Source organism: Cyclobacterium sp. L-R (genome assembly GCF_056859355.1).
In genome coordinates this window covers 67,784-92,779 of sequence record NZ_JBSXOH010000095.1, presented here as the reverse complement: position 1 = coordinate 92,779, position 24,996 = coordinate 67,784, and the positions used below count along the sequence as shown (strand labels likewise).

The 24,996-nt window shown below is 37.7% G+C and carries 18 protein-coding genes; 9 read left to right on the top strand and 9 right to left on the bottom strand.

The window, feature by feature from the left end; translation table 11 throughout:
- Positions 1–347: 347 nt before the first annotated feature.
- Genes AC13EX_RS20435 through AC13EX_RS20425 form a run of 3 tightly spaced genes read right to left on the bottom strand, consistent with a single transcriptional unit; the run spans position 348 to position 3,559 of the window.
- On the bottom strand, positions 348–1,877 hold the full coding sequence (locus AC13EX_RS20435) for a serine hydrolase domain-containing protein (RefSeq protein ID WP_482894109.1): 1,530 nt from the start codon (positions 1,875–1,877) through the stop codon (positions 348–350).
- A 35-nt stretch (positions 1,878–1,912) separates the two neighbouring features.
- Positions 1,913–2,398 (bottom strand): hypothetical protein, encoded by a 486-nt coding sequence (locus tag AC13EX_RS20430; protein ID WP_482894108.1) that lies wholly within the window; start codon positions 2,396–2,398, stop codon positions 1,913–1,915.
- Positions 2,399–2,458: 60 nt separating this feature from the next.
- The gene (locus tag AC13EX_RS20425; RefSeq protein ID WP_482894107.1) at positions 2,459–3,559 is read right to left on the bottom strand and encodes an AI-2E family transporter; all 1,101 of its coding nucleotides are present in this window, start codon (positions 3,557–3,559) and stop codon (positions 2,459–2,461) included.
- Positions 3,560–3,906: 347 nt separating this feature from the next.
- Here AC13EX_RS20425 and AC13EX_RS20420 point away from each other — a divergent pair, with 347 nt between their 5' ends.
- From AC13EX_RS20420 to AC13EX_RS20410, 3 genes are all read left to right on the top strand, one after another.
- Positions 3,907–4,134: an MbtH family protein gene (locus AC13EX_RS20420; protein WP_048643603.1), complete on the top strand. Its 228-nt coding sequence runs from the start codon at positions 3,907–3,909 to the stop codon at positions 4,132–4,134.
- Positions 4,135–4,161: 27 nt separating this feature from the next.
- On the top strand, positions 4,162–6,345 hold the full coding sequence (locus tag AC13EX_RS20415) for a polysaccharide lyase family 8 super-sandwich domain-containing protein (RefSeq protein WP_482894106.1): 2,184 nt from the start codon (positions 4,162–4,164) through the stop codon (positions 6,343–6,345).
- Positions 6,346–6,416: 71 nt separating this feature from the next.
- Entirely contained in the window at positions 6,417–7,718 is a 1,302-nt protein-coding gene (locus tag AC13EX_RS20410) for a sulfatase family protein (protein WP_482894105.1), read from the top strand.
- 173 nt (positions 7,719–7,891) lie between these two features.
- Here the strand turns inward: AC13EX_RS20410 and AC13EX_RS20405 are convergent, their stop codons facing one another.
- The 5 genes from AC13EX_RS20405 to AC13EX_RS20385 form a co-directional block, all read right to left on the bottom strand.
- The gene (locus tag AC13EX_RS20405) at positions 7,892–8,131 is read right to left on the bottom strand and encodes a hypothetical protein (RefSeq protein ID WP_048643600.1); all 240 of its coding nucleotides are present in this window, start codon (positions 8,129–8,131) and stop codon (positions 7,892–7,894) included.
- 185 nt (positions 8,132–8,316) lie between these two features.
- Positions 8,317–11,472, bottom strand: coding sequence for an efflux RND transporter permease subunit (locus AC13EX_RS20400; protein ID WP_482894104.1), 3,156 nt, complete (start codon positions 11,470–11,472; stop codon positions 8,317–8,319).
- Positions 11,473–11,479: 7 nt separating this feature from the next.
- Entirely contained in the window at positions 11,480–12,529 is a 1,050-nt protein-coding gene (locus AC13EX_RS20395) for an efflux RND transporter periplasmic adaptor subunit (RefSeq protein ID WP_048643598.1), read from the bottom strand.
- Positions 12,530–12,565: 36 nt separating this feature from the next.
- Complete coding sequence (locus AC13EX_RS20390; RefSeq protein WP_482894103.1) at positions 12,566–13,927, bottom strand: TolC family protein; 1,362 nt, start codon at positions 13,925–13,927, stop codon at positions 12,566–12,568.
- A 73-nt stretch (positions 13,928–14,000) separates the two neighbouring features.
- Positions 14,001–14,462, bottom strand: a complete 462-nt coding sequence (locus AC13EX_RS20385; protein ID WP_339716712.1) for a GbsR/MarR family transcriptional regulator — start codon at positions 14,460–14,462, stop codon at positions 14,001–14,003.
- Positions 14,463–14,787: 325 nt separating this feature from the next.
- Here AC13EX_RS20385 and AC13EX_RS20380 point away from each other — a divergent pair, with 325 nt between their 5' ends.
- The 3 genes from AC13EX_RS20380 to AC13EX_RS20370 are packed head-to-tail and all read left to right on the top strand — an operon-like array spanning position 14,788 to position 18,923.
- Positions 14,788–17,247: a TonB-dependent siderophore receptor gene (locus AC13EX_RS20380; RefSeq protein ID WP_482894102.1), complete on the top strand. Its 2,460-nt coding sequence runs from the start codon at positions 14,788–14,790 to the stop codon at positions 17,245–17,247.
- Positions 17,248–17,301: 54 nt separating this feature from the next.
- Positions 17,302–18,615 carry a PepSY-associated TM helix domain-containing protein gene (locus AC13EX_RS20375; RefSeq protein ID WP_482894101.1) on the top strand — a complete coding sequence of 438 codons (1,314 nt, stop codon included), beginning with the start codon at positions 17,302–17,304 and terminating at the stop codon, positions 18,613–18,615.
- Positions 18,612–18,923: a hypothetical protein gene (locus AC13EX_RS20370; protein WP_482894100.1), complete on the top strand. Its 312-nt coding sequence runs from the start codon at positions 18,612–18,614 to the stop codon at positions 18,921–18,923. The genes AC13EX_RS20375 and AC13EX_RS20370 overlap by 4 nt, the downstream gene beginning before the upstream one ends.
- Positions 18,924–19,073: 150 nt before the next feature.
- Here AC13EX_RS20370 and gndA read toward each other — a convergent pair whose 3' ends face one another.
- A complete protein-coding gene (gene gndA, locus AC13EX_RS20365) occupies positions 19,074–20,972 on the bottom strand; it encodes an NADP-dependent phosphogluconate dehydrogenase (protein WP_482894099.1) in 1,899 nt (632 codons plus the stop codon).
- A 104-nt stretch (positions 20,973–21,076) separates the two neighbouring features.
- On the opposite strand from gndA, the gene mnmA reads away from it, so the two are divergent.
- From mnmA to AC13EX_RS20350, 3 genes are read left to right on the top strand one after another with little or no spacing between them, the layout of a single operon-like run.
- Complete coding sequence (mnmA, locus tag AC13EX_RS20360) at positions 21,077–22,306, top strand: tRNA 2-thiouridine(34) synthase MnmA (RefSeq protein WP_482894098.1); 1,230 nt, start codon at positions 21,077–21,079, stop codon at positions 22,304–22,306.
- A gap of 1 nt (position 22,307) precedes the next feature.
- Positions 22,308–23,033, top strand: a complete 726-nt coding sequence (locus AC13EX_RS20355) for a pseudouridine synthase (protein ID WP_482894097.1) — start codon at positions 22,308–22,310, stop codon at positions 23,031–23,033.
- Between the two features lie 36 nt (positions 23,034–23,069).
- A complete protein-coding gene (locus AC13EX_RS20350) occupies positions 23,070–24,563 on the top strand; it encodes a M28 family peptidase (protein ID WP_482894258.1) in 1,494 nt (497 codons plus the stop codon).
- Positions 24,564–24,996 lie beyond the last annotated feature (433 nt).

The window sequence follows — 24,996 nt, the reverse complement described above, 5'->3', positions numbered from 1 at the left end:
ACCCCCAATCGTTGCTGTTTTCAATTTCACCATAGCAGTGCTATGCTAAAATATCTAAACAGCCTGATTTTCTTGCGATTGCAACACTTCCCGTAAACACGGGACAGGCATACCCCTGTCCTGGTCAGGGCGGAGAAATTCTATTACATAATTCGGGTTAAAAAAGTTGGAACCCTACGAGATGGATACGTTAAGATTTTGTCATTATTGTTGCAGAAAAATGGCAACAATAACGCCAAAATCAATGCGTAAGAATCATTTAACCATGGGATAGATACTCGTGGGTATATTAATTTACCCCTTGGGGTTTTCGATTTGTATTATACACTTTGGTATATCATTTTATATTACTCCTCTAAAATACCTTTGAATACTTTATTTGCTCCTCTATTGGCTAAACTGCTTGTAATAAAAGTGACTTTATTCCCATCAAAGGAAAATTTAAGTGTTTCGGTATGGGGACTTTCGATGTATTTAATTTCAATAACGAGTGTTTGAAAATCTTCCCAATAATAATTGGAAAAGACCTTGTATGGGGCAAGTCCGTTCAAGGCCTTTTTTGCATGGGCCACTAAATAGGGTTGCTTTCTGTCTGTCATGCCAGAAACCCACTGTTCCTTACCAACGATTAATTTATAGTTCTTTTGCTCCTCAACTACATTCAACTCCAAATTATTGGATTGAAAATCAATATGAAAATTCACCTTTTCGTCTTCAGCTACCAAGGCAATGTTTTTCCCATTTAATCTATTTTCCATCCATTCATTTTCAACCCCTATTGCAGGATCATGACTAAGGTTATCTAGCTTTTCCTTCAATACCAAATCTTTGGTACTATTACTTTCCCTATCAAAAGCAGGCAGTATATGTTCCCAAACTTCACTAAGAAGACCTTGAAGATTGGCCGTTTCAGAGGTAATGACAATGACAGCTTCCTGTTTCGGTAAAACTAAAATGTATTGTCCATAAGCCCCGTCGGCACGATAAGAATCATGGCGACTTCTCCACATTTGATATCCATATCCCTGAAGCCAATCACTTTTCGCCTTTTCCTCTACACTAGCATTGGGGTTTTGTAGGATTTTTAGGCTTCTGGCTTCATTTATCCAACTTTCTGGCAATATTTGTTTCCCATTCCAATTGCCATTCTGCAAAAAGAGTTGGCCCAACTTAGCCATATCTTCTGTTTTAACCCTTAGCCCATAGCCTCCGGTGTTAATCCCTTGCGGACTTTTTTCCCAATCTACTCCACTGATTCCCAAAGGTTCAAATAGCCTCGGCCTTAGGTAGTCAAAAAGGGTTTGCCCAGTTACTTTTTGGACAATGGCAGACAACATATAGGTAGCTGCTGTATTGTACACGAATTGGCTTCCTGGTTGATTTACTATGGGTACACCCAAAAATGATTTTGCCCAGTCCTCCGTTCTTACAATAGAAAAAGTATAGTCCCTTGGATGTCCCACACTCATTGTAAGCAGGTGTTTAATCTTCAATTGTTTCAGGTTTTCACTAACCACTGAGGGAAGGGATTCAGGGAAAAATTTAATCACCTGGTCTTCCACGGAGATAAGTCCCTCGCTTACTGCAAAACCAACTCCTGAAGCAGTATAGGTTTTGCTTACAGAATACATGGTATGCTTTAAATTTGGGCCATAAGGATCCCACCAACCTTCAGCGATTACTTTGCCTCTCCTCAAGACCATCAGGCTATGGAGTTCGTGTTCACTATCACCTACTTTATCAATGAAGGATAAAATTCCTTGCGCATCTACATTTTCAGCTGATGGTGTACTGTAGGCAAAATCAGTAGCTCTTTCCTGCCCTATTGCCGGAAATGTAAGGAAAAAGAATAAAATTAATTTATAAACTGATTTCATAGAATTGGTTATTTATTGGCTGGGATGTAGGAACTTTATCTGACGTATTTTTGAAAATTATTCAATGTTTCCTGGTAATCAAATTGTAGGTCTTCATGTAGGGCTTCAATCAGTTTCTCAATCTTCCTTACCTGCGAAGCATATAAATTATCGATTACAGGATGATGGAATTTGAGGTAACCATATTCAATAATTTTCTCACAGAAAAAGAAAAGTAACTCAATGATGGTCACCTTGTCCTTCGTCAGTTTCAAACTTTTATTCATCATTCTCCTGATGGCCTGAGCAGATTTTTTAGCCGTAAAATAACTTTTTAAATTTGCATTTTCGAAAGCCTCTTCCAGTTCATCTTTCACCATGGTCAAATACAATTCATGGTTATCGGATTCAAAAAGTTTGAAGTACACAAAAGCCTTATTGTCACGGCTTAATTTACTTAGTTGCAATACCAAATCAACCAATTCGGATTCATCCCTTTGTTTCAGTTCCTTTTTAATATTAGCCAGGCTTGGAATCTTCATTTTGAAAAATATTTATTTAACAGTTAAGTAGTATAGGATAGAATCGCTTTAATTATTTTTTTAACGCTGACTTTTACTTTCCTCTCCATTACTGAGTAGGTAAGCAAATGCATCTGCACCGGGTGTTTCACGAAGGACCACAGTAATAATGGCAATTATAGGTATAGATAAAACCATTCCTATGATACCCCAAATGGCATTACCGATAATAACCGCTAAAATAATAAAAAAGGGATGCACATCTACTTTATTCCCCAGTATAATGGGTTGAAAAATATAAGAGTCAAGAAATTGAACAATCAAAAATGTGGCTGAAATTCCCACCAAAGTATAGAATTCCCCTCCTGATAACAAGCCTATAAAGAGAGCCAAAACATAACCTGCCATATTGCCTATAAAAGGAATCAAAGAAAGAAAGGCCGCAATAAAGCTAATCAACAAAAAGTCTTCTGCACCTGAAATCCACATCCCTAAACTGTAAAGTACCACCAAAATAACCATTAAAATCAACCGTCCATTAAGGTAATGTCTAACCACCAAAGCAGAATCGTGGGTCACTCTTTTTACTTTTTCTTTGCTATCATCAGAGAATAACTTCAAGATAAAGGTGTAAAACATATGTCTAAAGTGAATGAGGAAAAAGAGGTAAACAAACATTAAGAGAAAGTCAGCTGCTGTACCCATGACTTTTCCCAACATCGAAAATGCTTCTTCCTGTTTTACTTCTGAAGGTTTTTCTTCTTCATTCAGTTTTTCACCATTTAGGCCATAAGTAGTTTTATAAGCCTCTAACTTGCTTCGTTCCAGAGGGGTATGAGCCAGAACAAATAGCTCCACTTTTTGTGCAACCGGGCTCAATCGCTCTTTCATAACTTCCGCATCCTCCAAAAAAGACCTTACTTGTAAAGAGATAATAGCAGAAATGCCTATAAAACCTACAAAAACTATCCCTACTACAAAAGAGGTACTTACTATTCTATGCAACCCTCTTTTTTCCAAAACCTGCGCGATAGGATAGACCAATAAAGCCAGCACCAGAGCCAAAACTAGCGGTGCCAATACTTTCTGTGAGGCTACGAGTCCTATAACTAAAAAATACAATGCAATGATTATTAAAGCAGAAAGAACTATTGGGCCGGATCGGGAAAGGAATTTCTTCATGTGTATATTTTAAACCAAATTTCTTTCTCCCAAAACACAATAAATGTGCTAAGTTTATTTCCTATCGAATTGTAGGTTTATTCTAACTACTTTTGGATTGTGTTTGTCCGAAAGATTTTAGTGGTGAATTTCTTTAAAATATATAATTTTTTAGCCAAAAGAACCCAATTAATAATTTTAAAAGCGTTAGCTAAGCAGTCTGATTTTCTTTTGTTTATATAAATTCATTTTTAACTCTTCTTAGAAAAACATCTAAATGCATAAGTAGAATCGGTATTAAAGGTATTGTAAGGAAAAAGATAATAACTAAATTGAAATTCTGTAAATTAAAATGAAAATCTAATTTAATGTTTGAAGAAGAGGAAAACAGCCTGTTTTTAGTGGTCATCAATCATGAAGAACAGTATAGTATTTGGCCCAAAGAAAGAGAGGTTCCAAAAGGATGGGAAGCAGAAGGCAAAGTAGGTACTAGGCAAAAATGCCTTGAACATATAGAGAAAGTATGGACAGACATGCGGCCTTTAAGTTTAAGGAAAAGTACGGAAGAAGCTGAAAATCATAAAAACTCAGATTAGAAATAGCAGGATTAATTATTCGAAATAATGACAATCGACAATTTACCCAAAAAACCTATATTAATTTTACTTTTAACCCTAGGTACATTCCTAAGCAGCAGTTTGTTAGCACAGGTCAATGAAATAGCCCTGATAAGGGAAAGAGTGGTTCAACAATTAAAATCCGGCAAAGTAGAATCAAATGAAATAGGCTCTATATTGAATAAGGTAAAAGCGGATGGTAGTTTTAAGAACATCAAATACGATGACTTAAGCAGAACAGCAGGTTTCCCTCAAAGGAGGCATTTATTGAGACTTGTCACTCTGGCCAAAGCCTATCATTCAGAAGGTTCTACCTATTTTCATAATCGACAATTGCTTGAGAAAATTACTCTGGCTACTAAATTTTGGATGGACAATGATTTTATAGGTGACAATTGGCATAACAACCAAATAACAACCCCTGAAAACCTGGTAAACCTGATGTTGTTAATGGGAGATGTGCTTCCTAAAGAACTGGTGGAAAAAAGTCAACCTATGATTGGACGAGCGAATATGAATGCCTCTGGGGCTAGACCAAGTGGTGATAGAATAGTAATCGCTGGAATTTTAGCCAAAAACCTGCTATTCAACGATGATAAAGCTGGTTTTGATGAAGTGATCAAGATAATTGCCAATGAAATCAAATTTAATAATGGAAGCCGTGGGATGCAGCAAGATTATAGTTTCCATCATAGAGAAGACCGAGTAAACAATACCACCTCCTATGGCTATGGTAAATACGCCAATGCTTTTGGTGAGTGGTCAGACTATGTGTCGGGAACTTCATATGCTTTTGAAGTTGACAAAATAAATCAATTGGTGGATTATTACCTAGATGGTGTTTACAAACAACTGGTATATGGAATCTATGAGGATATAAGTGTAAAAAATCGGTCTATTGCTACTGGGGCTACTTTCATACCTAAAGGTACACTTGAAATAGAGCGATTACTTCGTAGTACAGATTACAGAAAGAAGGAGTTGGAAGAGATTATTAGACTAAGAAAAGGAGAAGCCTCTCCTTCCCTGTCCTTTGCAAAGTTCTTTTGGCAAACGGAGCATTTTGTGGTACAACGACCTAATTATTATACTACTGTTCGGATGTTTTCCAGCCGAAATAAAAACATGGAAAAACCCTATAATGGACCAGGGATAACCACTCATCATCGGGCAGATGGTACCAACTACCTAATGCTTAAAGGAAATGAATACCATGACATTTGGCCAGTTTATGATTGGCAAAAAATCTCTGGAACTACTATCATGCAGAAGCCAAACTTACTGGGAGGAGATGTCATCCAAAAAGCTGGTAAAATGGACTTTGTTGGCGCGGTGGAAGATGGCCAAAAAGGTGCAGTAGGATTCGATTTTATCAGCCCTCATGATGGTACCAAAGCCAAAAAGTCCTGGTTTTTCTTTGACCAAAGCTATGTTTGTCTAGGTACTGACATTCAAGGAAGCCGAAAATTACCCATTGCAACTACAATTGATCAGGTGATAATGAGATCTCCTGTAAGTACATTGAAGTCAGGAAAAACAGCCAAAATACTTCCCGAAGGAAGCCATAAAATAGATCAACTGAAGTATTTGTATCATGGGAATATTGGTTATATTTTTCCCAATGAAGAAACTGTTCATGTCTCAAATAAAACAGAAACAGGACGCTGGTCTGATATAACGGATCAAAAGAACGCTTCCACAAAAGTAGTTTCAAAAGAGGTATTAAAAGTGTGGTTTGAGCATGGAGTAAAACCTAAGAATGGTAGTTATGCCTATATGGTTTTTCCATCCATTTCAGAAATTGAGCTGAAAACCATTTATGAAGCAGGAACACCTTATGAAATTCTTTCCAATACCAAGGATCTACAGGCGGTAAAGAACAAGGATGAGAATGTAGTACAGGCAGTATTTTACCAATCTGGAAATTTATCACTGGAGAAGAAACTGGATTTGCAGATGGAAAATGCTGGAATCATAATGCTGAAACTGAAAAGAGGGAAAGTAGAATCTTTTTCTATTTCAGACCCTACCAGGAAATTGACGGAGCTTAAGTTTACTTTGGAGGGGCTTTACAGTCTGAAAGATCCTGATATTAAAGTAATTAAAAACAGGAAAACAAAAACCTCCCAGTTTATTGTTCAAATGCCTAAAGGAGTATTTTCTGGAAAAAGTCTTAATTTCAAACTTTAAGTAATTGATTATAAACACTTAAAAATCAATAAAATAAATACATTCTCAAGACATTAACCCTCTTAATTAACATGAAATACCCTTTCTTAATTATATGCCTTTACTTCCTGTCATTTCAAGGCGTCTTTTCACAGGAACAGCCCAATATTATATTGATTATGGCTGATGATCTGGGTTATGAAGCATTGGCAGCTTATGGTAATAACTACAACCAAACACCCCATCTGGATAAGATGATTGCTGGAGGCATGAAGTTTGAAAACGCGCATTCCATGCCCTTGTGTACCCCTTCAAGGGTACAATTAATGACAGGCAAATATAATTTTAGAAATTATAAGGGGTTTGGAATACTGGATCCAAAGGAAACTACTTTTGGACATCTTTTAAAAGCACAGGGCTATGCTACATGTGTTGTTGGAAAATGGCAATTGTATGGGAATGCCAAGCAAAGGGAATTGGCTGCTGGTCAAGGGGGAAGTTTGCCTCTAGAGGCAGGTTTTGATAATTACAGGCTTTGGCAGGTTAAGGAGCTTGGTTCCAGGTATAAAGACCCCCTATTGGATACAAGGGAGACGAGTGTAGAAATGTTCGAGGGAAAATATGGGCCGGATCTTTTTGTAGATTATCTGGAGACTTTTATGGAAAAGAATACAACCAATCCTTTCTTTGCTTATTTCCCAATGGTCTTGACACATGATCCATTTGAACCTATACCTAGCTCAGTGGCATTCTCAGATTATGACCCAAAGACACGCTTAAATGATCCTGAATTATTTCCGGATATGGTAAAGCATATGGACCATTTGGTAGGCCGTATCATTAAGAAGATAACTGATCTTGGAATAGCTGAAAATACGCTGATCCTTTTTATAGGTGACAATGGTACGGATAGAGATGTGACCTCAACTGTAAATGGGGTATTGTTGCAAGGAAACAAAGGCTATACCAATGATTTGGGCACCCATGTTCCCATGATCGCTTATTGGCCAGGTAAAATTAAGGCAGGGAGTATCAATCCAAACCTAATAGATTTCACTGATTTTGTACCTACTTTGATGGAAGCTTCTGGGGCAGAAATGAAAGGTGACAAATTCTTTACGGATGGCATAAGCTTTTACCCCCAACTTTTGGGAAATGAAAATCCTAAAAATAAAAGGGAATGGATTTTCTGCCATTACGCTCCAAATTGGGGGAAATTTGAACCAAGAACATTTATACACAATACCGAATTAAAGTTGTATAAAAATGGAGAAATCTACCAGTTGAAAGAGGATTTGTATGAAAAAAAGGCAGTGAAAAAAGCTGACCTAGATAAAAAATCACAAAAAGTCATCAGGAGTTTCGAGAAGGTTTTAAAGAAAATGGACAGCTAATTTTTGACCTATTCTTATTGATCTTCTGGTCAGTTCCTATAATAGAATTGGCTAAAACAATAAACAGTCAATAGCCATCCTAATAAACGTTAGGATGGTTATTGACTCTTTTGTTCGAAACTCTTAGAACTAATGAAATTAATAATCAGGTAACTATCATAAAAATAGAAACCTTAATTTTGGTGCTGAAGAAAATACTGAATTAAATCTTCAGGTCTCCTTAAGGATTGCACAATTTCATCTTCCAATTCCATTTGAAGGACAGTTTCAACATCGAAAATCAATCCGTTCAAAAAAACCTTGTCAAAACCAAGGTCATTCACAAAATCAGCTCGCTTAACCTTAGCCACGGGAGCAATCCCATATTGACCAAATACCTCAACAATCGCTTTCAATCTTGTATAATTATTCATTTTTAAGGATTTAAATTTCCCGTTTTAAGGAAGCTTTAAGCTACTCATTTTTAAACGGTTACAACTATATATTTATTTTAAATAAGAATGGAAATATGGAAGTTGGCAGTAATTAAATTCAAATACTGCCAACCTCTTTTCCTTTTTAATACTGTACTTTTATTGATTTCAAATAGCCAATTGATTTAGATATAAGCCGCTACCTCTGAATCAGTTTCAGACAATTCGGTTTCTTCTATCACTATTTCATTTTTCTTATCCTTACCAAACTTGGCCAGTATACGATCAAATACATAATAGATAACAGGAACAATTACCATGGTAAGGAACATGGAAGAAATCAAGCCTCCAATAAGTGCCCAAGCCAAACCATTTTTCCATTCTGCACCTGCTCCAGAAGCAAGGGCAATTGGTAACATACCAAAGACCATGGCTAGCGTTGTCATCAAAATAGGTCTGAACCTAATCTCTACAGCTTTAAAAAGGGCAGCTTTGACTTCTATTCCTGCAGCCTTTAGCTGATTGGCAAAATCCACCAATAAAATTGCATTTTTTGCAACCAATCCCATTAGCATAATCAAGCCTAGAATACTAAAGATACTCAGTGAAGATCCAGACATGGCCAAAGCCAATAAGGCTCCAATGATGGCTAATGGTAGGGAAAACATCACTACCAACGGATATACGTAATTGTCGTACAAAGCGACCATAATCAAATAAATCAGCAGTATGGAAGCCAATAAGGCAATTCCCAAGCTACCAAACCCTTCTTCCTGCATTTTAAGGTCTCCCTCATAAGCTATCGTCACTTCATTTGGTAAATCAAGTTTGGCAATCCTTGCCTTTATTTCTTCACCCACTGTTCCAGTAGGCCGTCCAGAAACCTGAGAATTTATAGACACAGATGTGATCCTATTTTGACGAGTAAGTTTACTTGGTCCTTCTGAAGGACTAGCAGTGGCAAATTGTTTTAGTAGGATGGTCTCTCCCCTTGTGTTGATAAAGGCTAGATTTTCTATATCTGTAACAGATCTTCTGTCAAACTCATCTAACCTGATATTGATGTCGTATTCAAAATCTCCATCTCTGTATTTAGTATCTGTATTCCCATTGAATGCTACCTGCATGGTACTTCCTACCATGGCCATATCCAAACCAAGATCAGCCATTTTGGCCCGGTCTACTTCTACACTAATCTCAGGGTTTCCATCTTCCAGAGAGGTCTCAACTTTCCTTGTTCCTGGAACTTGGATCACCTCTTCCAATACCTGATCGGAAAACGATTTTAAAGTGGCCAAATCAGGGCCTGATAACAATATTTGAATGGGAGCATCGCTAGCTGTCCCGGTTATGGCAATTGGAACAGCAGTGAATTCAGCACCAACAATGTTTTCTTCCAATGCGATTTCCATCTCTCTTGCAAACTCAGGCGCAGTACTTGTACGCTCCTCAGAAGGAACCATTTTCACGGTCAATTCCGCAGCATAAGGCGTGGATGTGGCACTGGAAAACCCACCTGTAGTTTGTCCAATAGTAGTAAAGACACCTGTTATTTCTGGAAAAGTTCTTAAGAAATGCTCGGCTTCCATTGTGGTGAAATTGGTTTCTTCTATGGTAGATGATTTTGGCAATTCTATCCTAATGATAAATTCCCCTTTATCCCCTTGCCCAACAAATTCACTTCCAATAAAGCCATTGCTTACAAGCATAAAAGAAGATACAAATAATGCAAATGTTGCAATCAAAGTGACGGCCTTGTGGTTGAAAGCCCATTTAAGAATACCTGTCAACCAATTGACAATACTGTCCAAGATCTTTTCAAAACCATTGATTATTTTCCCGAATATGCTCTTAGGATTGATGTGTTCCAATTTTGAAAACCTGGAGGTCAATAAAGGAATTAAGGTAAAAGCCACCAATAAACTGATTAAGGTAGCCACAGCTACGGTGATACTAAATTGGGTCAAGATACCGGCAATTAATCCACCAGTAAGTGACAAAGGCACAAATACTACCACGATCACAAGGGTAATGGAAACCACGGTACCTCCAATTTCTCGGATTCCATCATAAGATGCCTGCACAGCTGATTTCCCTTTTTCCATGTGACGGTAAATGTTTTCAATCACCACAATGGCATCATCCACCAGAATACCAACAACCAGAGAAAGTGCAAGCAAACTCATAAGGTTTAAGGTAAAACCGGCCAAATACATTATAGTAAAAGTAGCCACTATGGAAGCGGGTACTGCGATCATAACAATCACAGCATTTCTAATACTGTGCAAAAACAATAACATGATAATTGCCACAAGTACAACGGCAATAATCAAATCATGGATTACTGCATTGGCAGCTTCCAAGGTAAAGGTTGAACTGTCTTGTGATACCTCAAATTTAAGGTCATTGCCACCGTAAGTTTTTTCCAAACCAGCCAGGGCCAGGTTTACATTTTCAGCCACATCTACTGCATTCGCATCTGATTGTTTTTGAATGGATACCCCTATGGCAGAATTGCCATTCAGTCTACTCAAAATTTCCTCATCCTTTTTTGAATCCACTACTTCGGCAAGGTCCTTTATTCTAATCGTAGATGGACCTTTTTGGGTAACGACAAGATTTCTAATTTCATCCACAGAACTAAACTTCCCAGACAAACGAATCAAGATCTGCTCCTCATCGCTCTTAAGTTTTCCTGTTGGAAAATCCAAATTTGCTGAAGCTATAGCACGGTTAACTTCCAAAGGAGATATTCCAAGAGCTTCAAGCTTGTTTTGGTTAAGATTGACCTTGATTTCTCTTTCAGTGCCACCTAACAAATTAACCTGAGCGACCCCATCAATCTGAGCCAAGGTAGGCTGAATACGCTGATCCATCAAATCATAAAATTCCGTGGCATTCAGGCTGGAATAGGCTCCCAACTGCATGATAGGCATGTCATCAAGGCTGAACTTGCCTAAGGAAGGAGGATCTGCATCCTCAGGTAGGTCACCCAAAATCGCATCAATTTTTCGTTGTGCATCTTGTAAAATGACATCAACATCCACATCATCTTTAAGCTCAATGGTGATAATGGAAAAGCTTTCCAGAGAAGTAGATTTCATAACATCAATCCCTTCAAGAGATGCCAATGCATCTTCCAATTTTCGGGTAACCGAATTCTCTACCTCCGTAGGAGCTGATCCTGGATAAAGGGTAGATACAGTGACTACATTTGGACTGAACTTGGGTAATAGTTCATAGGACATTTGACTGTAGGAGAATATCCCCAAGGAAGTCAGAATGGTAAAAAGCACCACCACTATGGTGGACCTTTGAATAGCTATTTTAGTAATTTGCATCTTCTTTCTATTGTAGTTCGGTTACAGCCATTCCATCCTTAAGATTGATCAAACCAGAAGTGATCACCTTGTCGCCAATGGACAATCCTTCCAAAAGCACCAATTTGCTATCACCCAACTGAGAGATTTTAATTTTCTTCAAAGTCGCTTTTCCGTCTTCCAGAGTATAGACTTCCGGATTTTTCACTCCTCTTACCAAAGAAGTTCTTTCTATCAATATTGCATCTTGAGCAGGGTAGTCAAAGGTCGCATAAGCAAACATCCCTGGCTTGATTTTATCAGAACTGTCCTCCAATTCAATTTCAACCTGGTATTTTAAAGAAGCATCACCTTTACTACTGGTAAAAGAAACTTTCCCTGTGAATTCTTGGTCAGGGATCACTCCTACCTTAACCTGAACTTCATCTCCCACCTTGATATTGGCGATTTCCATTTCTGCTACCTGGACCACCAATTTCAAAGGCATCACGTTTACAATCTCTACTACATCCATTCCTGGGTTCATTAAAGTACCGATTTCAATATAGTCTTCATTGATGTAGCCTGAGATAGGGGCAGTGATTACAGTATTGGTCAACCTTCTTTTGATCATCTTAATTTCAGAAGCCCCCATTTTATGAGCGTTCTGAATTTCTTCAAGTTGCTTTTCGGTTATGGCTTCTGTTCCAGCTAGATTTTCATACCTACGCAGATCTCTGGTGTATTGCTGAAATTTTGTTTCTGCTATTGAAAGCTCAGCTTGTAACAATTCATCGTCAAGTCTGGCTATTACATCTCCTTTGGAGACATAATCTCCTTTGTCTTTCAATATTCTTACAACTTTACCACTGCCTTCAGATTTTAGGATTAGCTCTTGGCTAGGTATAAAAGTACCATTGGTGGTAAATGAAATAGAATTCGATGTTTTTGTAATCAATTGGGTTCTCACTGGTATGAATTCACTGGTCTTCATCGCTTGCTCAGCTTTGACTCCCATTTCTTCCTTGTTTTTATAAAGTGTAAAGCCGATTACTCCAGCGAGGAATACAATTACTATAGGTGTGATTAATTTTTTCATAATTATTTGTGACAATATCTTTAAGTTCTTTTTAATTTATTGGGCAATCTTCTCTATCTGACCTGTTGATTGGTAGAGGTCTGCTTCTGCAGTTTTAACATTGATTATCTGACTAAAGTAAGCTGCCCTAGCTTCTCTTAAGGCTGTTTCAGAATCCAATACATCTGTTAAAGGAGATAAGCCTTCTCGATAAAGCTGGTTGGTTTCATCAAATACTGTTTCAGAAAGAATCAGATTCGATTGTTGAGCTTCCAGACTTTTCAGGCTATTTTTCATTTTTTTAACGGCATTTAAATAAGAGGCTTCTGCATTTTGTTCTGCTAAATACTGGTCATGTCTCAATTTTTCACTTTGAATCTTGGCTTGTGCAATTTTGTTTTTGCGTTGAAATCCATCGAAAATCGGAATGTTCAATTGTATGCCAACCAAAGAGCCCCTATACCATTGGTGACTACTGGATAAAAAATCAAAAGAATTTGAAAAGGCATTGTAATTCAAATCAGCAAAGGCAGCAATCGTTGGATAATATCCGGATTGGATATTTTTGATGTTTAGAGCATGCAATTCCTGTTGCTTGTCCAATACCTGCAAATCATACCGGTTGCTTAAATCCGGATCCATAGTCAAAACTTGTAATGAATTGCTATTTTGATCAAAATCATAAGCAGTCAGTTTTAATTCTGATGCTACAGGGAGACCCATTACCAACTTTAAGTAATTGCTTCTTTGTTCAATCAGGGTTTCCAGATTGTCCATTTCAGTTTCCAATCTTGTTAGGTTAACCTTCACCCTATTATAATCCACCTTCCTGGCAAGGTCATTTTCATATTGGGCTTTTAGAATCCCTTCCAACTTAACGAGCTTATCATGGTTCGCCTCGAGCTTGATTTTTTGAAGTTCAGTAGCAATAACACTATAATAATTAAGGGCTATATCATAAATGATGTCCTCAGAAGTCATGGCGGTCATCAATCGATAAAACTCTTCAGAAGTTCTGGCTGCCTTCAATCCTATAAGGTAAGACTGACTGAAAACAAGTTGATTAACTTTAAATCCTCCCTTGAGGCTTTGAGGTACTCCAAAGGAAATTACATCTACCCCATTTGGGTCTGAATTTGGGTTTAGCACTCCTCCCGGAATACCTTGAGGATAGACATCTATAAAATTATTATAGGTGCCATATGCTTCTAGTTGGGGCAATCCGGAACCTGTAATTTCTTTCCTTTGAAAACCAGCTTCCTGCTCATCCAACATTGATTTTTTGATTTCAATATTGTTTTTTAATCCTAATTCGATACACTCTTTTAGAGTATATCCATTGTCCCTTGCTTCCTGAGCATTGGCCACGCCCCCCAAGAAAAGCGTTAATATAAGGGGAATCCAGTTTTGTTTTTTCATTTTATTAAATTATATTATATTCAGTAAATAATAGTTTGTTCAGTATTTTATGAACCAAATAGATAAAAAAATATTATTTCAGTTGATTTTTATACCTTTCTACCAATTTTGGTAATTCAGCTTCCATGAATTTCATGAAATTGGAAACTTCAATTAAATAAGAATTAAATTCCATATTAGAATCAGATCTCATAGAAATGATCTCTTCTACTATATTATTAAACTTAAATACTCCCTTCATATCTTCTTGAATATCCACTTTCCAATTGCGGATTTTCAATCTGAAATACCTTTTTCTTTCACCAGGTTTAGTGATGTATTCCACTTTATTTTGACTTTGTAGAAGTGTTAAAGCTTGACTAACAGCACTTTTACTTACAAATAAGGCATTCTGAATATCCTCAAATGTGGCTTCAGCTTCCTCAATAACCATCAATAAGCCTATGATTCTACCAAGAATTGGTTGATTTCCTTTCTTCTCGAAAAAAACCCCAATTTTTTCTATAATCTGTTGTTGATCTGTGGTCAGTGTCATATTGTATTCGTTATTTGAGTCTATTAACGCCACAAAGATACAAAAGGTTTTGTTGGTTCATAATTTAATGAACCAAAATTTAGAATAATTTTTTAGCCCATTCATGGTGTAAGCCCAAGCATCATGTAGTCCTTAAAATGAAATCAATACCAATTGATTTCTGATTTTTTCCCTGAAACAAATTGCATTTTAAATTGTACATCCCATAAATAAGTAATTTTTGTTATTAATTAGATTTATTCTAAATAAAATTAATAAATTCTTGGCACCTTAAATTTTTGCTTATACTTTTGCCACTGTCAAGAACAATTCTAAATAATAAGCAATGAAATATATTTTACCATTCGTTTTACTATGGTTTACAAGCCTACCTTTATTGGCACAGACAGGAGAAATAACTGGCTCTGTGAAAGATACAAAAGGAAAACCAATTGAATTTATTAATGTAATGGTTGTGGACTCACAATTGGGCACAATCACAGATTTTAATGGTGATTTCATTATTAAAGCAGTTCCATCAGGTCACCTTAAATTGTCATTTAGTTCACTTGGCTATATTAAACAAGTAAAGGACCTGACATTAAAACCTGGACAAATAATCCATTTGGAAGTGAATTTAAAAGAAAGTGAAGTAACGTTACAGACGGTTGAAATTCTTGGCCGATCAGAGACTTCTTATAGAAATAATTCCTCCTTTATTGGTACAAAATCAGCAACAGCGTTAAAAGATGTTCCACAATCTATAGGCTATGTTACCAAAGAACTGGCATTAGATCAGGGTGCTTTCAGGGTGAATGATGTGGTCAAAAATATAAGTGGGGTGAATCAATTCACTTTCTACAATGACATCACAATTCGTGGTCACAGAATTCAAGGTCAAAAAACATCTGGCAACCTAGTCAATGGCATGCGAGCCATGACAAGTTTTTGGAAACAACAACTTATTCCTCATATAGAACGCGTGGAAGTGATAAAAGGCCCTGCCTCTGCGCTTTTTGGCAATGCCTCTGCAGGTGGTACCATCAATAGGGTAACAAAAAAACCTCTAAAAGAATCACGACAATCGGTTAGTTCAACACTAGGTAGTTTCAATACTTTCCGTGTAGTAGGCGATTTTACAGGGCCCATGACTGAAGATCAAACTTTACTTTATCGACTCAATTTGGGATATGAGAATTCTGGAAGTTTCAGAGATTTACAGTATGTTAAGAATTTGGTTGTAGCTCCCTCCTTTTCATTCTTGCCTTCTGATAAAACGAGGTTAAACCTGGACATTGTGTACCAACAATCTGATGGAAGATTGGACCGAGGGCAGGCTGTATTTGGTAATGGAGACCTTTTTTCTGTTCCAATTACCAAAGCTTTAAATGCGGTGGATGATTACCTCAAAGAAGAAAGTGTAAATGCCACCATCTCCTTGAATCACCAATTTACTCCAAATATTAGCTTTAATTCGGTATATATGCGATCCAACTATGCAGAAGACCTTCTGGAACACCGTTCCAATAATGTTTTTGCTGTTTTGGGAGATGGAAGTATTGACCCTGAAAAAGTGGGCATGCGGGTAGGCATTAGAAAAAGAAATTGGAGCAATAATAACTTCAGCAACTATTTTAATTTTGATTTCGAAACTTCTATAATTGAACACCAACTGTTGGTAGGATATGATTACTTTCAGCAGGTTTTGTTACCAGGAGGTTCTCAATTAGCAGCAAGAGGTTATTACAGTGCTGATGGACAAAGCTCAATCAATTCATACAATCCTGAGAACAAAGAAGCTTATTTGTTAGATGGACAAGGAAATCCAGTTCCAATTGTAGCTCATTTTGACCTTACCGACCCTTTTGCCAATCAAATGAGGGACATGAGTAAGTATATTTACACTACCAGTAATTTTGCGCCCTCAAAATTAAATTCACATGGCTTTTATATTCAAGAGCAAGCTACCATTGGTGATTTCAAAATTTTACTAGGCCTAAGGCAGGAGTACTACCGGGATGTATTGGATTATAAAGTAGGCACTGAGGACAATGTTACCCAAAATGCGTTGATTCCAAGGGTGGGATTGGTTTACACCATTAATCCTCATTTAAATGTGTATGGTACTTATGTGCAAGGTTACCAACCTCAGACAGCCACAGTGATCAATGATCCTAATGCGGGTGGTCCCTTTGATCCTTTGACGAGTGAACTGAATGAAATAGGAGCCAAATCAGACTGGTTTGATGGCAAATTAAGTGGTAGTTTGGCCTTGTACCACCTTACTGAATGGGGTTCCTTATTCAATGCAAATGAGCCCGGACAGCCTGATTTACTTATTCAGAACGGTGAAGAAGTTTCTAAAGGTTTTGAAATAGACTTGGCAGGTAATATTACACCAAATTGGAGTTTGACTGCTAGCTATGCTTTTAATGATGCCGTAATTACACAAAATGAAGATGAAAACCTGATCGGCAGACAAAAGCCCAATGCACCAAGAAATACAGGAAACATCTGGACCAAATACCTGATCAAAGAAGGGCAATTCAAAGGACTTGGCTTTGGTTTTGGTGCCAATTTTGTTTCCGAGCGATTTGGTTCTTTGGGAGCTACAGATAACCCACCAATATTTCCAGGATATGAGTTGTTTGATGCCGCTGTGTATTACAAGATGAATAGGTTCCAGATTCAGATGAATGTCAATAATCTATTTGATAAAACCCATTGGGTAGGCGGATATGATTACCTGAGAGCATTTCCAGGAGCCCCAAGAAATGCAATGACAACGATTTCCTATATATTTTAATTGACCATGGTAACCTTTCCTGATACCTTTCAGGGAAGGTTTTATTATTTAAAAATGAATAAGAATCTACTCTGGAAAATACACAATTGGCTGGGCCTGTATACAGGAATAATAATCGTATTCCTAAGTATTACAGGTGCCGCAGCTTTGTTCCGACCAGAAATTGACCGCTTGCTTAACCCTGAACTCACCAAGATAGCAGACAGTACTGAAAAGGCTTCTCTGACAGCGGCGGTGAACAAAGTATTACCTTCTCATTCCGACAAATACCTTTTTGAAGTGGAGATGCCAAAAGGCAATTTAGACAGTTGGATTATCCGGATGATGCCCAAGGAAAAAAGCAGCCTAAACCCAATGATTTGGGAGGTTTTTGTGAATCCACACACGGGAGAAATTCTAGGAGAACGCAATTACTTTAAATCGTTCAGCTACTTTTTAAGAAACATACATGTACGGTTTTATGAAGCCTATTACGGTAGGCAAATCGTAGGCCTAGCTGGGATAGCCCTATTTTTGTCTACCATCACCGGTCTTTTGATATATGGGAAGTTTATGAAAAAGCAACCTTTTGGCAAGATTAGGAAAAGCAAGCTTAGAATCACACAGGCAGATATTCATAAATTGGTGGGCATTAGTACACTTGCCTTTAACTTGATGATAGGCATCACTGGTGCCTGGTTAGGCCTTCAGGCCTATTTGATGGTGGGACTAAATATTGAGCAACCAAATAGCTTTACCCGTTCTGAAAAAGTTTTAGATGCCGAGGATGACCTCAACTACCAATTGGACTTTGATGCGATCTATGAGAATTCCAGAATAGCATTTCCAAACATGATCCCTTGGTTTATCCGACCCACAACGAATGGAGAAGGGATTGTTCAGGTTCTAGGCAACGTTCCAGGTCAGGCTTATGAAAGGCGATCTAACAAGCTTGTATTTGATAAACAAGACCACAGTCTTCTTTTCAAGTACAATATTGATGATCAGGATTTTGGTTCAAAACTATATTTCGTTCAAGAATCCTTTCATTTTGGCGATTTCGCAGGTTTACCTTTAAAGTTTCTCTATTGTCTTTTGGCTTTAAGTTCCGGCTTTCTCTCCCTTAGCGGATTCATTATTTATTTGGAACGAACCAGAAAATCAAAATCTCAAATGGGCGAAGTCATTCCTTTAAAACCACTACTGATAAAATGGACCTTAGGTATATTTGGAACCATTATTCTCATTGGGATTATGAGTACTCAAATAGGTTTAGGTATTCCATCTATACTTGTAGGTTTGGCCTTCTATGGTTTTATTATCTTCATCATAATCAAAAAGCTAATCTCAGTTTCCAGGAAGAAACCTACAAGAAATCAACCTGCATGAAACATAAAATAGATAAAGTAACCGAACATTACCTTATACCATTGCTTTTGGCCTTTGGGTCTTTCTTCCTTATTGTCAGTGTATTTTATTGGAATGAATGGAGAAATGTCGCCACTGAAAACTTTATATATCCCTACTACAACATCAGTGGTGAAAGTACAGATAATTTCCTGGCGGCTACGAGGAAAAGTGGCTTGGGATATTTTGGCATTACGGTTTGCTGTTTTTTGGCGGTAATTTTAAAAAGAAGGATATTTTGTCTTATTATCGCAAGTTTATCGGCAATAGGGCTCTTTCTTTTGTTCTAACCCCAATCCCAAATTCTGTACTTAGCAAAGTTAGGTAATAAATTGAGGACTGTATTTGGTGGTATTGCTTAAGAAAAAAGCCAACAATACTACCAAATTCTCTCAAATTTGCTTAAAAACATTACTTATTCCAAATGCCAACTAATCCTATTAATCTTTCCATTGGGTATGGTGGGCTTTATCTGGGTCTCCATCATTTCTCCTATAGGTATGAGCGCCAAAATAATCCCTTTGTGCCTGAATCAAACTGGCAGCTGAATTGGCTGTAGTTACACCCAGGAAATAGTTAATCGCATTGGATAATATTGGCACTGGAAATCCATTTTGCAAAGCCTGCCCTACCACATAAGACAAATCACCTTGGTAACTTTTTAAGGCAGTTATCGCTTCATAGTTAAGCAAAATGTGGTTGCTTTCTTTAAATATATCCACCAACTCTTCCATCAGTTTAGACCTGATGATACAGCCACTTGTCCAAATTCTTGCAATTTCAGAGAAGTTAAGTGCCCAATTGTTCTTTTCTGAAACTTCCAACATCAAAGAAAATCCAACTTCATGATTTATAATTCTGGTTGCCTGGTAAGCCGCTTGTAGTTTGTCTAGAAAATTCTCTAAATCTTCAATTCCAGTAAATCTTTCTAAGTTATACAAGCCTGAAGAAATCATTCGAAGTCCTTTTCTGGCAGAAAGATTCCTGGCCATAACCGCTTCAGAAAGCACTCCATAAGGTACTCCAAATTCCAGAGCAGTATTTACTGACCATCCACCAGTTCCTTTTTGTGCCGCCTGGTCTAGGATTTTGTCTATTAATGGTTCTCCATCTTCGTATTTTCTTAGGATGTCAATGGTGATTTCCAATAAATAACTGGCAAGGTCGCTGTCCATCCATTTCTCAAAAATATCCGCAATTTGAAGAGGAGAAATCGCCAAATAATTACGCATCAGGTAAAACACTTCCGAAATGGCCTGCATTTCTCCGTATTCTATACTATTGTGCACCATTTTCACAAAATGCCCTGCTCCTCCTGGGCCTGTGTAAGTTACACAGGGTTTACCTTGATAGTCTTTGGCAGCAATTTTCTCCAAATAAGGTGCAATTTTAGTGAAGCCGTCTTTGTCTCCACCTGGCATAATTGAAGGACCTCTTCTTGCCCCTTCTTCACCACCTGATACACCAGTACCTACAAATAGAATACCTTTTTCCTTTAATAATTCGGCTCTTCTGATTGTGTCTTTATAAAATGAATTCCCTCCATCTACCAGAATATCACCAGGGTTCAATAAGGGAATCAGCTCATTGATCTGCAAATCTACCGCAGTGCCTGCTGGTATCATTAACAATATTGATTTCGGTGAGGAAAGTGAAAAGATAAAAGGTTTGATTTCTTCAAAGGCCTGAATATTATCGTAGTCAGGGTTTTCTTCAAGGACTTTCTCAGCAACACGCTCTTCTTTTCCTTCCACATACCTATTATAAATAGATAGGTTTACGCCCTTGTCGGCTAGGTTTAAGGCCAGACTTTTCCCCATTACACCCATTCCAATCACACCAAAATCAGCCAAATTTTCCATTGTTTTGATATCTTTCATTATGTTTTTTACAATAAGTTCGGGAGCATTATCAATAGCTACCTTTCTCCCATATTCAGGCACCTCCAATGCAGCCATTTGAGAATCCAATAAGGCAGGGTTCATAAAATGTCCAACCCTAGCCCCCAATCTTTTCTCAACGAGCGATTTACTTCCTTCCAAAAGTACCCAATGTATATTTGGCACCACTTTTAGAATGGTTCGGTATTTTTCATTCAATGCAGAACAGGCCAAAACAGCCCCTTTATCCTGAGAACAAAGTTTTAGCTTTTCCGCGACATTGTTTAGCCATGGAATCCTGTCTTCGTCTTCTAATGGCGTACCCGCATTCATTTTGGTTTTATTGGCTTTGGGATGGAAATCATCTGCATCTAAAAATGGTACTCCCATTTTATTTGCCAATAATTGACCAATAGTACTTTTTCCGCAACCCGTAACCCCATAAACAATTATAATCATAGACGAAAATATGAAATTCAGCCGGATCAAACCATTTTAAATGGCTAATTTTGTTAATTGAACCATATCAATAATGTTGAATGTTATAGATGGAATTTGCGTTCATGGAAAAACAGAATATGACTCAACGAAAGAAAAGAGTAGTAGTGGGTCTCTCCGGAGGGGTAGATAGCTCTGTAACCGCCTACTTATTGAAAGAACAGGGCTATGAGGTGATAGGCATGTTTATGAAAAATTGGCATGACGAATCGGTTACGATTTCCAATGAATGCCCTTGGGTAGAAGACAGTACTGATGCCATGTTGGTAGCCCAAAAGTTGGGAATACCTTTTCAGGCCATTGACCTTAGTGAAGACTATAAAACAAGAATTGTTGAATACATGTTTGCTGAATACAAAGCTGGTAGAACCCCTAATCCAGACATACTTTGCAATCGAGAAATAAAATTTGACATTTTCTTAAAGGCTGCCACTAAACTTAAAGCTGATTTTGTGGCCACTGGACATTATTGCCAAAAAGAAGAGCTAAGTATAGACGGTAATCCTATGTACAGACTCCTTGCCGGGGCAGATCCTAACAAAGACCAAAGTTATTTCTTGTGTCAATTGAACCAAGAGCAGTTGAGCAAGGCACTGTTTCCTATTGGCCATTTGCAAAAAGCTGAGGTCAGGGCAATTGCCAAAGAGCAAGAATTGATCACTGCCGAGAAAAAAGACAGTCAGGGTTTGTGCTTTATTGGAAAGGTAAAACTTCCCGATTTTTTGCAACAACAATTGAAACCTAAAAAAGGAAATATATTGTCCATTCCAGCCAATGCTGAAGTATATGCCGGACATGGTGTTCCTGCAGGCATTGAGTATGAAGACCTGGACAATGCTCAATTGGAAGAAATCTGTTGGCCACTACAATATACTGCCGACATGGGTGAAAAAGTTGGTGAGCACAATGGGGCTCATTACTACACCATAGGGCAGCGCAAAGGTTTGAATGTGGGTGGAACGGGTAAACCGCTGTTTGTTATAGCCACTGACACTACTGAAAATATAATTTATACTGGCTTGGGTGAGGATCATCCTGGTCTTCTGCGACATGGACTTCATGTTAAAAAAGAAGATATCCACTGGATCCGACCAGATAAAACATTAATAGTTGGTGAATCAGCTACTTACCTTGCCCGCATTAGGTACAGACAGCCTTTGTCTAAAGCTACATTGCTAATGAGAGAAGATGGCTTGTATGTATTGTTTGACAATGCTCAGAGAGGAATAGCTTCAGGTCAATTTGTAGCCTGGTATGAAGGAGAAGAAGCCATTGGATCTGGTGTAATTTATTAGGATGGTTCAACTCCCGATTATTTTCGAAGACGAAGAATACATAGCCATTAATAAACCTGCTGGAGTATTGGTTCACAAAACACCTCTTGAGAAAGATCCTGAGGCCCTATTTGCTGTGCAATTGCTGGAAGAACAAGTTGGCTATAAGGTTTATCCTATGCATAGAATTGACCGGCCAACTACCGGTGTTTTACTCTTTGGCAAAAGCTCTAGAGCAGCTTCAATGCTTCAACCTCAATTCTTTGACAACAGCATTAAAAAATATTATCTGGCAATACTAAGAGGGTATTTACCTGAATCACATGGGGTTATTGACCATCCTTTAGCCAAGGACATGGAATTTGTGCTTCAGGAGGCACGTACTGAATACTGGGAATTAGGGAGTTCTGAGATCCCCTATGCTTCTTCTGGAAGGTACAGTACAAGCAGGTATTCTTTGGCGAAAATTTACCCTCATACAGGTAGGATGCATCAAATCCGTAGGCATTTTGCTCATTTTAGACATTATATCATAGGAGACACTACCCATGGGGACAATAGGCAGAATAAGTTCTTTGCAAGCCAATTTGATCTTGCCAATATGCTATTGCATGCCTGGCAACTGGACTTTACCCAGCCTTTTACCAAACAGGCACTGACTATTTCAGCCGTGGTTCCTGTACATTTTGAAAAAACCATGAACCAGCTCAATTGGTCCATAAAAGAATTGAGGAGTACCACTATTTAATAATGTATAAATTTAACTTAAACATAAATGAATAAGATGAACCCAAATCCTTTATCTCTTTTAGTTATGCTAATAACTTTTGCCTTATCAAGCACTTTAGTTTTGGCTCAAAAAGAAGGAATAGATAAGGCCATAGAACGAGCTGAAGCACTTTCTCATTTTAAATTCCTTGCTTCAGATGAATTGAAAGGAAGGGATCCTGCTCGTCCTGAAATTGACATTGCGGCCTACTATATCGCGAATCAGTTTGAAAAGTATGGGGCAAGTCCCTTGAATTCCCTAAATGCCTATTACCAGTATGTTCCATTTGTGGCTTCTTCTCCTCCTGCCGTTGGCTCAATGAAATGGAAGGGTTCCAAGTTTAAGCATGGGCAAGACCTTTTAGTATTGGGTGGTGATGATATTTCAGGTGAATTTGAAATGGTTGTTGCAGGCTACGGATTTGAAGAGGATTATGCCAATAAAGATGTTAAAGGTAAATGGGTGATCGTCAGAGTTGGAGCACCTAACAAAATGACCCCAACCGAGCTTTTTAAGGCCGGAAGAGAGAAACTTGCTATTGCCAAATCCAAGGGAGCTATTGGTCTGGTAGAAATGTACAATGTACCAACCACTCCATGGGGCTTATTGGTGAATTATTTAAATAAATCCCAACTGACCATAGATATTGATCCTGAGAATGATGATACTTTACCTTATTTATGGTTGAAAGACTTGAAGGGTGACATTATTAAAACCATTGCCAATGGAAAAAATGAAATGGAGATTGATATTAAAGGCAAAATCAATAGAAAAATTAGGGGAAGAAATGTTGTAGCTGTAATTGAAGGAACAGACCCTCAATTAAAGGATGAGTATGTAATGCTTTCTGCACATTACGATCATTTGGGAATAGGCAAACCCAATGCGGAAGGTGATTCCATTTACAATGGTGCAAGAGACAATGCAGTAGGAACATCAGCCTTGCTTCAAGCGGCCAATTATTTTGGTAAAAATCCTCCGAAAAGATCGATTCTACTCTGTGCCTGGACTGCTGAAGAAAAAGGGCTACTTGGTTCTTCTTACTTTGCAGACAATCCTCCTTTGCCATTGAAACAAATTGTTTTCAACCTTAATATTGACAATGGAGGCTATAACGACACAAGTCTAGTTACGGTAATTGGTATGGGTAGGTCTTCGGTAGATCATCATATCTCGGAAGCAGCTAAGGCTTATGGGCTTAAAGCAATTTCAGATCCTGCCCCTGAACAAGGATTGTACGATCGTTCTGACAATGTTAGTTTTGCCAAAAAAGGCATCCCCGCTCCTACTTTTAGTTTGGGATTTACCGCATTCGACGCAGAAATAGGAAAGTATTACCATCAAGTTACTGATCATGTAGACAACTTTGATTTGGACTATGCGCTAAAGTACTGGAAGTCTTATATACTTTCTGCTGAAAGTATAGCCAATGACCCGAAAAAGCCACTTTGGGTAGAAGGGGACAAATATGAAAATGCAGCAAAAGAATTGTATGGGAAAGATTACTGATCAAGTAAATTAGAAACTACTTAATCGTACTTCCTTTAAAAAAAATAAGCCCTGTTTTCTGAAAAACAGGGCTTATTTTATAGCTATATACATTCACTTTACTTACTGCAAGTCAAATAATTTAATACAAAATCGGATAAATTTTAAATCCAATTTTGTATTTGTCCTCGAAATGCCTTCTGAAGGACTTTTTACTCTTCATCCAAATGTTTCAATTTTTGATCTAATTTTGCTCTATCGAAATAATTTCCTTGCTTGATTAATCCGCATGGTATTTTTAATATCCTCTAATGGATTAGCATCCAAAATAACCAAATCAGCCCACTTACCTTCCTTAATTGTTCCCTAATTATATTCCATATCAAAGTATTTTGCAGGGTAAAGTGTAGCAGTTTTTATTTCCTCTAGTGGAGATAATCCAGCTTCAACCAAT

Bases quoted from the DNA above. Each gene is read 5' to 3' on its own strand.
- AC13EX_RS20425 (WP_482894107.1), bottom strand. From the start codon at position 3,559: ATGAAGAAATTCCTTTCCCGATCCGGCCCAATAGTTCTTTCTGCTTTA.
- AC13EX_RS20380 (WP_482894102.1), top strand. From the start codon at position 14,788: ATGAAATATATTTTACCATTCGTTTTACTATGGTTTACAAGCCTACCT.
- AC13EX_RS20355 (WP_482894097.1), top strand. From the start codon at position 22,308: ATGGTTCAACTCCCGATTATTTTCGAAGACGAAGAATACATAGCCATT.
- AC13EX_RS20410 (WP_482894105.1), top strand. From the start codon at position 6,417: ATGAAATACCCTTTCTTAATTATATGCCTTTACTTCCTGTCATTTCAA.
- AC13EX_RS20370 (WP_482894100.1), top strand. From the start codon at position 18,612: ATGAAACATAAAATAGATAAAGTAACCGAACATTACCTTATACCATTG.
- AC13EX_RS20420 (WP_048643603.1), top strand. From the start codon at position 3,907: ATGTTTGAAGAAGAGGAAAACAGCCTGTTTTTAGTGGTCATCAATCAT.
- AC13EX_RS20415 (WP_482894106.1), top strand. From the start codon at position 4,162: ATGACAATCGACAATTTACCCAAAAAACCTATATTAATTTTACTTTTA.
- AC13EX_RS20350 (WP_482894258.1), top strand. From the start codon at position 23,070: ATGAACCCAAATCCTTTATCTCTTTTAGTTATGCTAATAACTTTTGCC.
- gndA (WP_482894099.1), bottom strand. From the start codon at position 20,972: ATGATTATAATTGTTTATGGGGTTACGGGTTGCGGAAAAAGTACTATT.
- AC13EX_RS20395 (WP_048643598.1), bottom strand. From the start codon at position 12,529: ATGAAAAAATTAATCACACCTATAGTAATTGTATTCCTCGCTGGAGTA.
- AC13EX_RS20405 (WP_048643600.1), bottom strand. From the start codon at position 8,131: ATGAATAATTATACAAGATTGAAAGCGATTGTTGAGGTATTTGGTCAA.
- AC13EX_RS20385 (WP_339716712.1), bottom strand. From the start codon at position 14,462: ATGACACTGACCACAGATCAACAACAGATTATAGAAAAAATTGGGGTT.
- AC13EX_RS20400 (WP_482894104.1), bottom strand. From the start codon at position 11,472: ATGCAAATTACTAAAATAGCTATTCAAAGGTCCACCATAGTGGTGGTG.
- AC13EX_RS20435 (WP_482894109.1), bottom strand. From the start codon at position 1,877: ATGAAATCAGTTTATAAATTAATTTTATTCTTTTTCCTTACATTTCCG.
- AC13EX_RS20430 (WP_482894108.1), bottom strand. From the start codon at position 2,398: ATGAAGATTCCAAGCCTGGCTAATATTAAAAAGGAACTGAAACAAAGG.
- AC13EX_RS20375 (WP_482894101.1), top strand. From the start codon at position 17,302: ATGAATAAGAATCTACTCTGGAAAATACACAATTGGCTGGGCCTGTAT.
- AC13EX_RS20390 (WP_482894103.1), bottom strand. From the start codon at position 13,927: ATGAAAAAACAAAACTGGATTCCCCTTATATTAACGCTTTTCTTGGGG.
- mnmA (WP_482894098.1), top strand. From the start codon at position 21,077: ATGGAAAAACAGAATATGACTCAACGAAAGAAAAGAGTAGTAGTGGGT.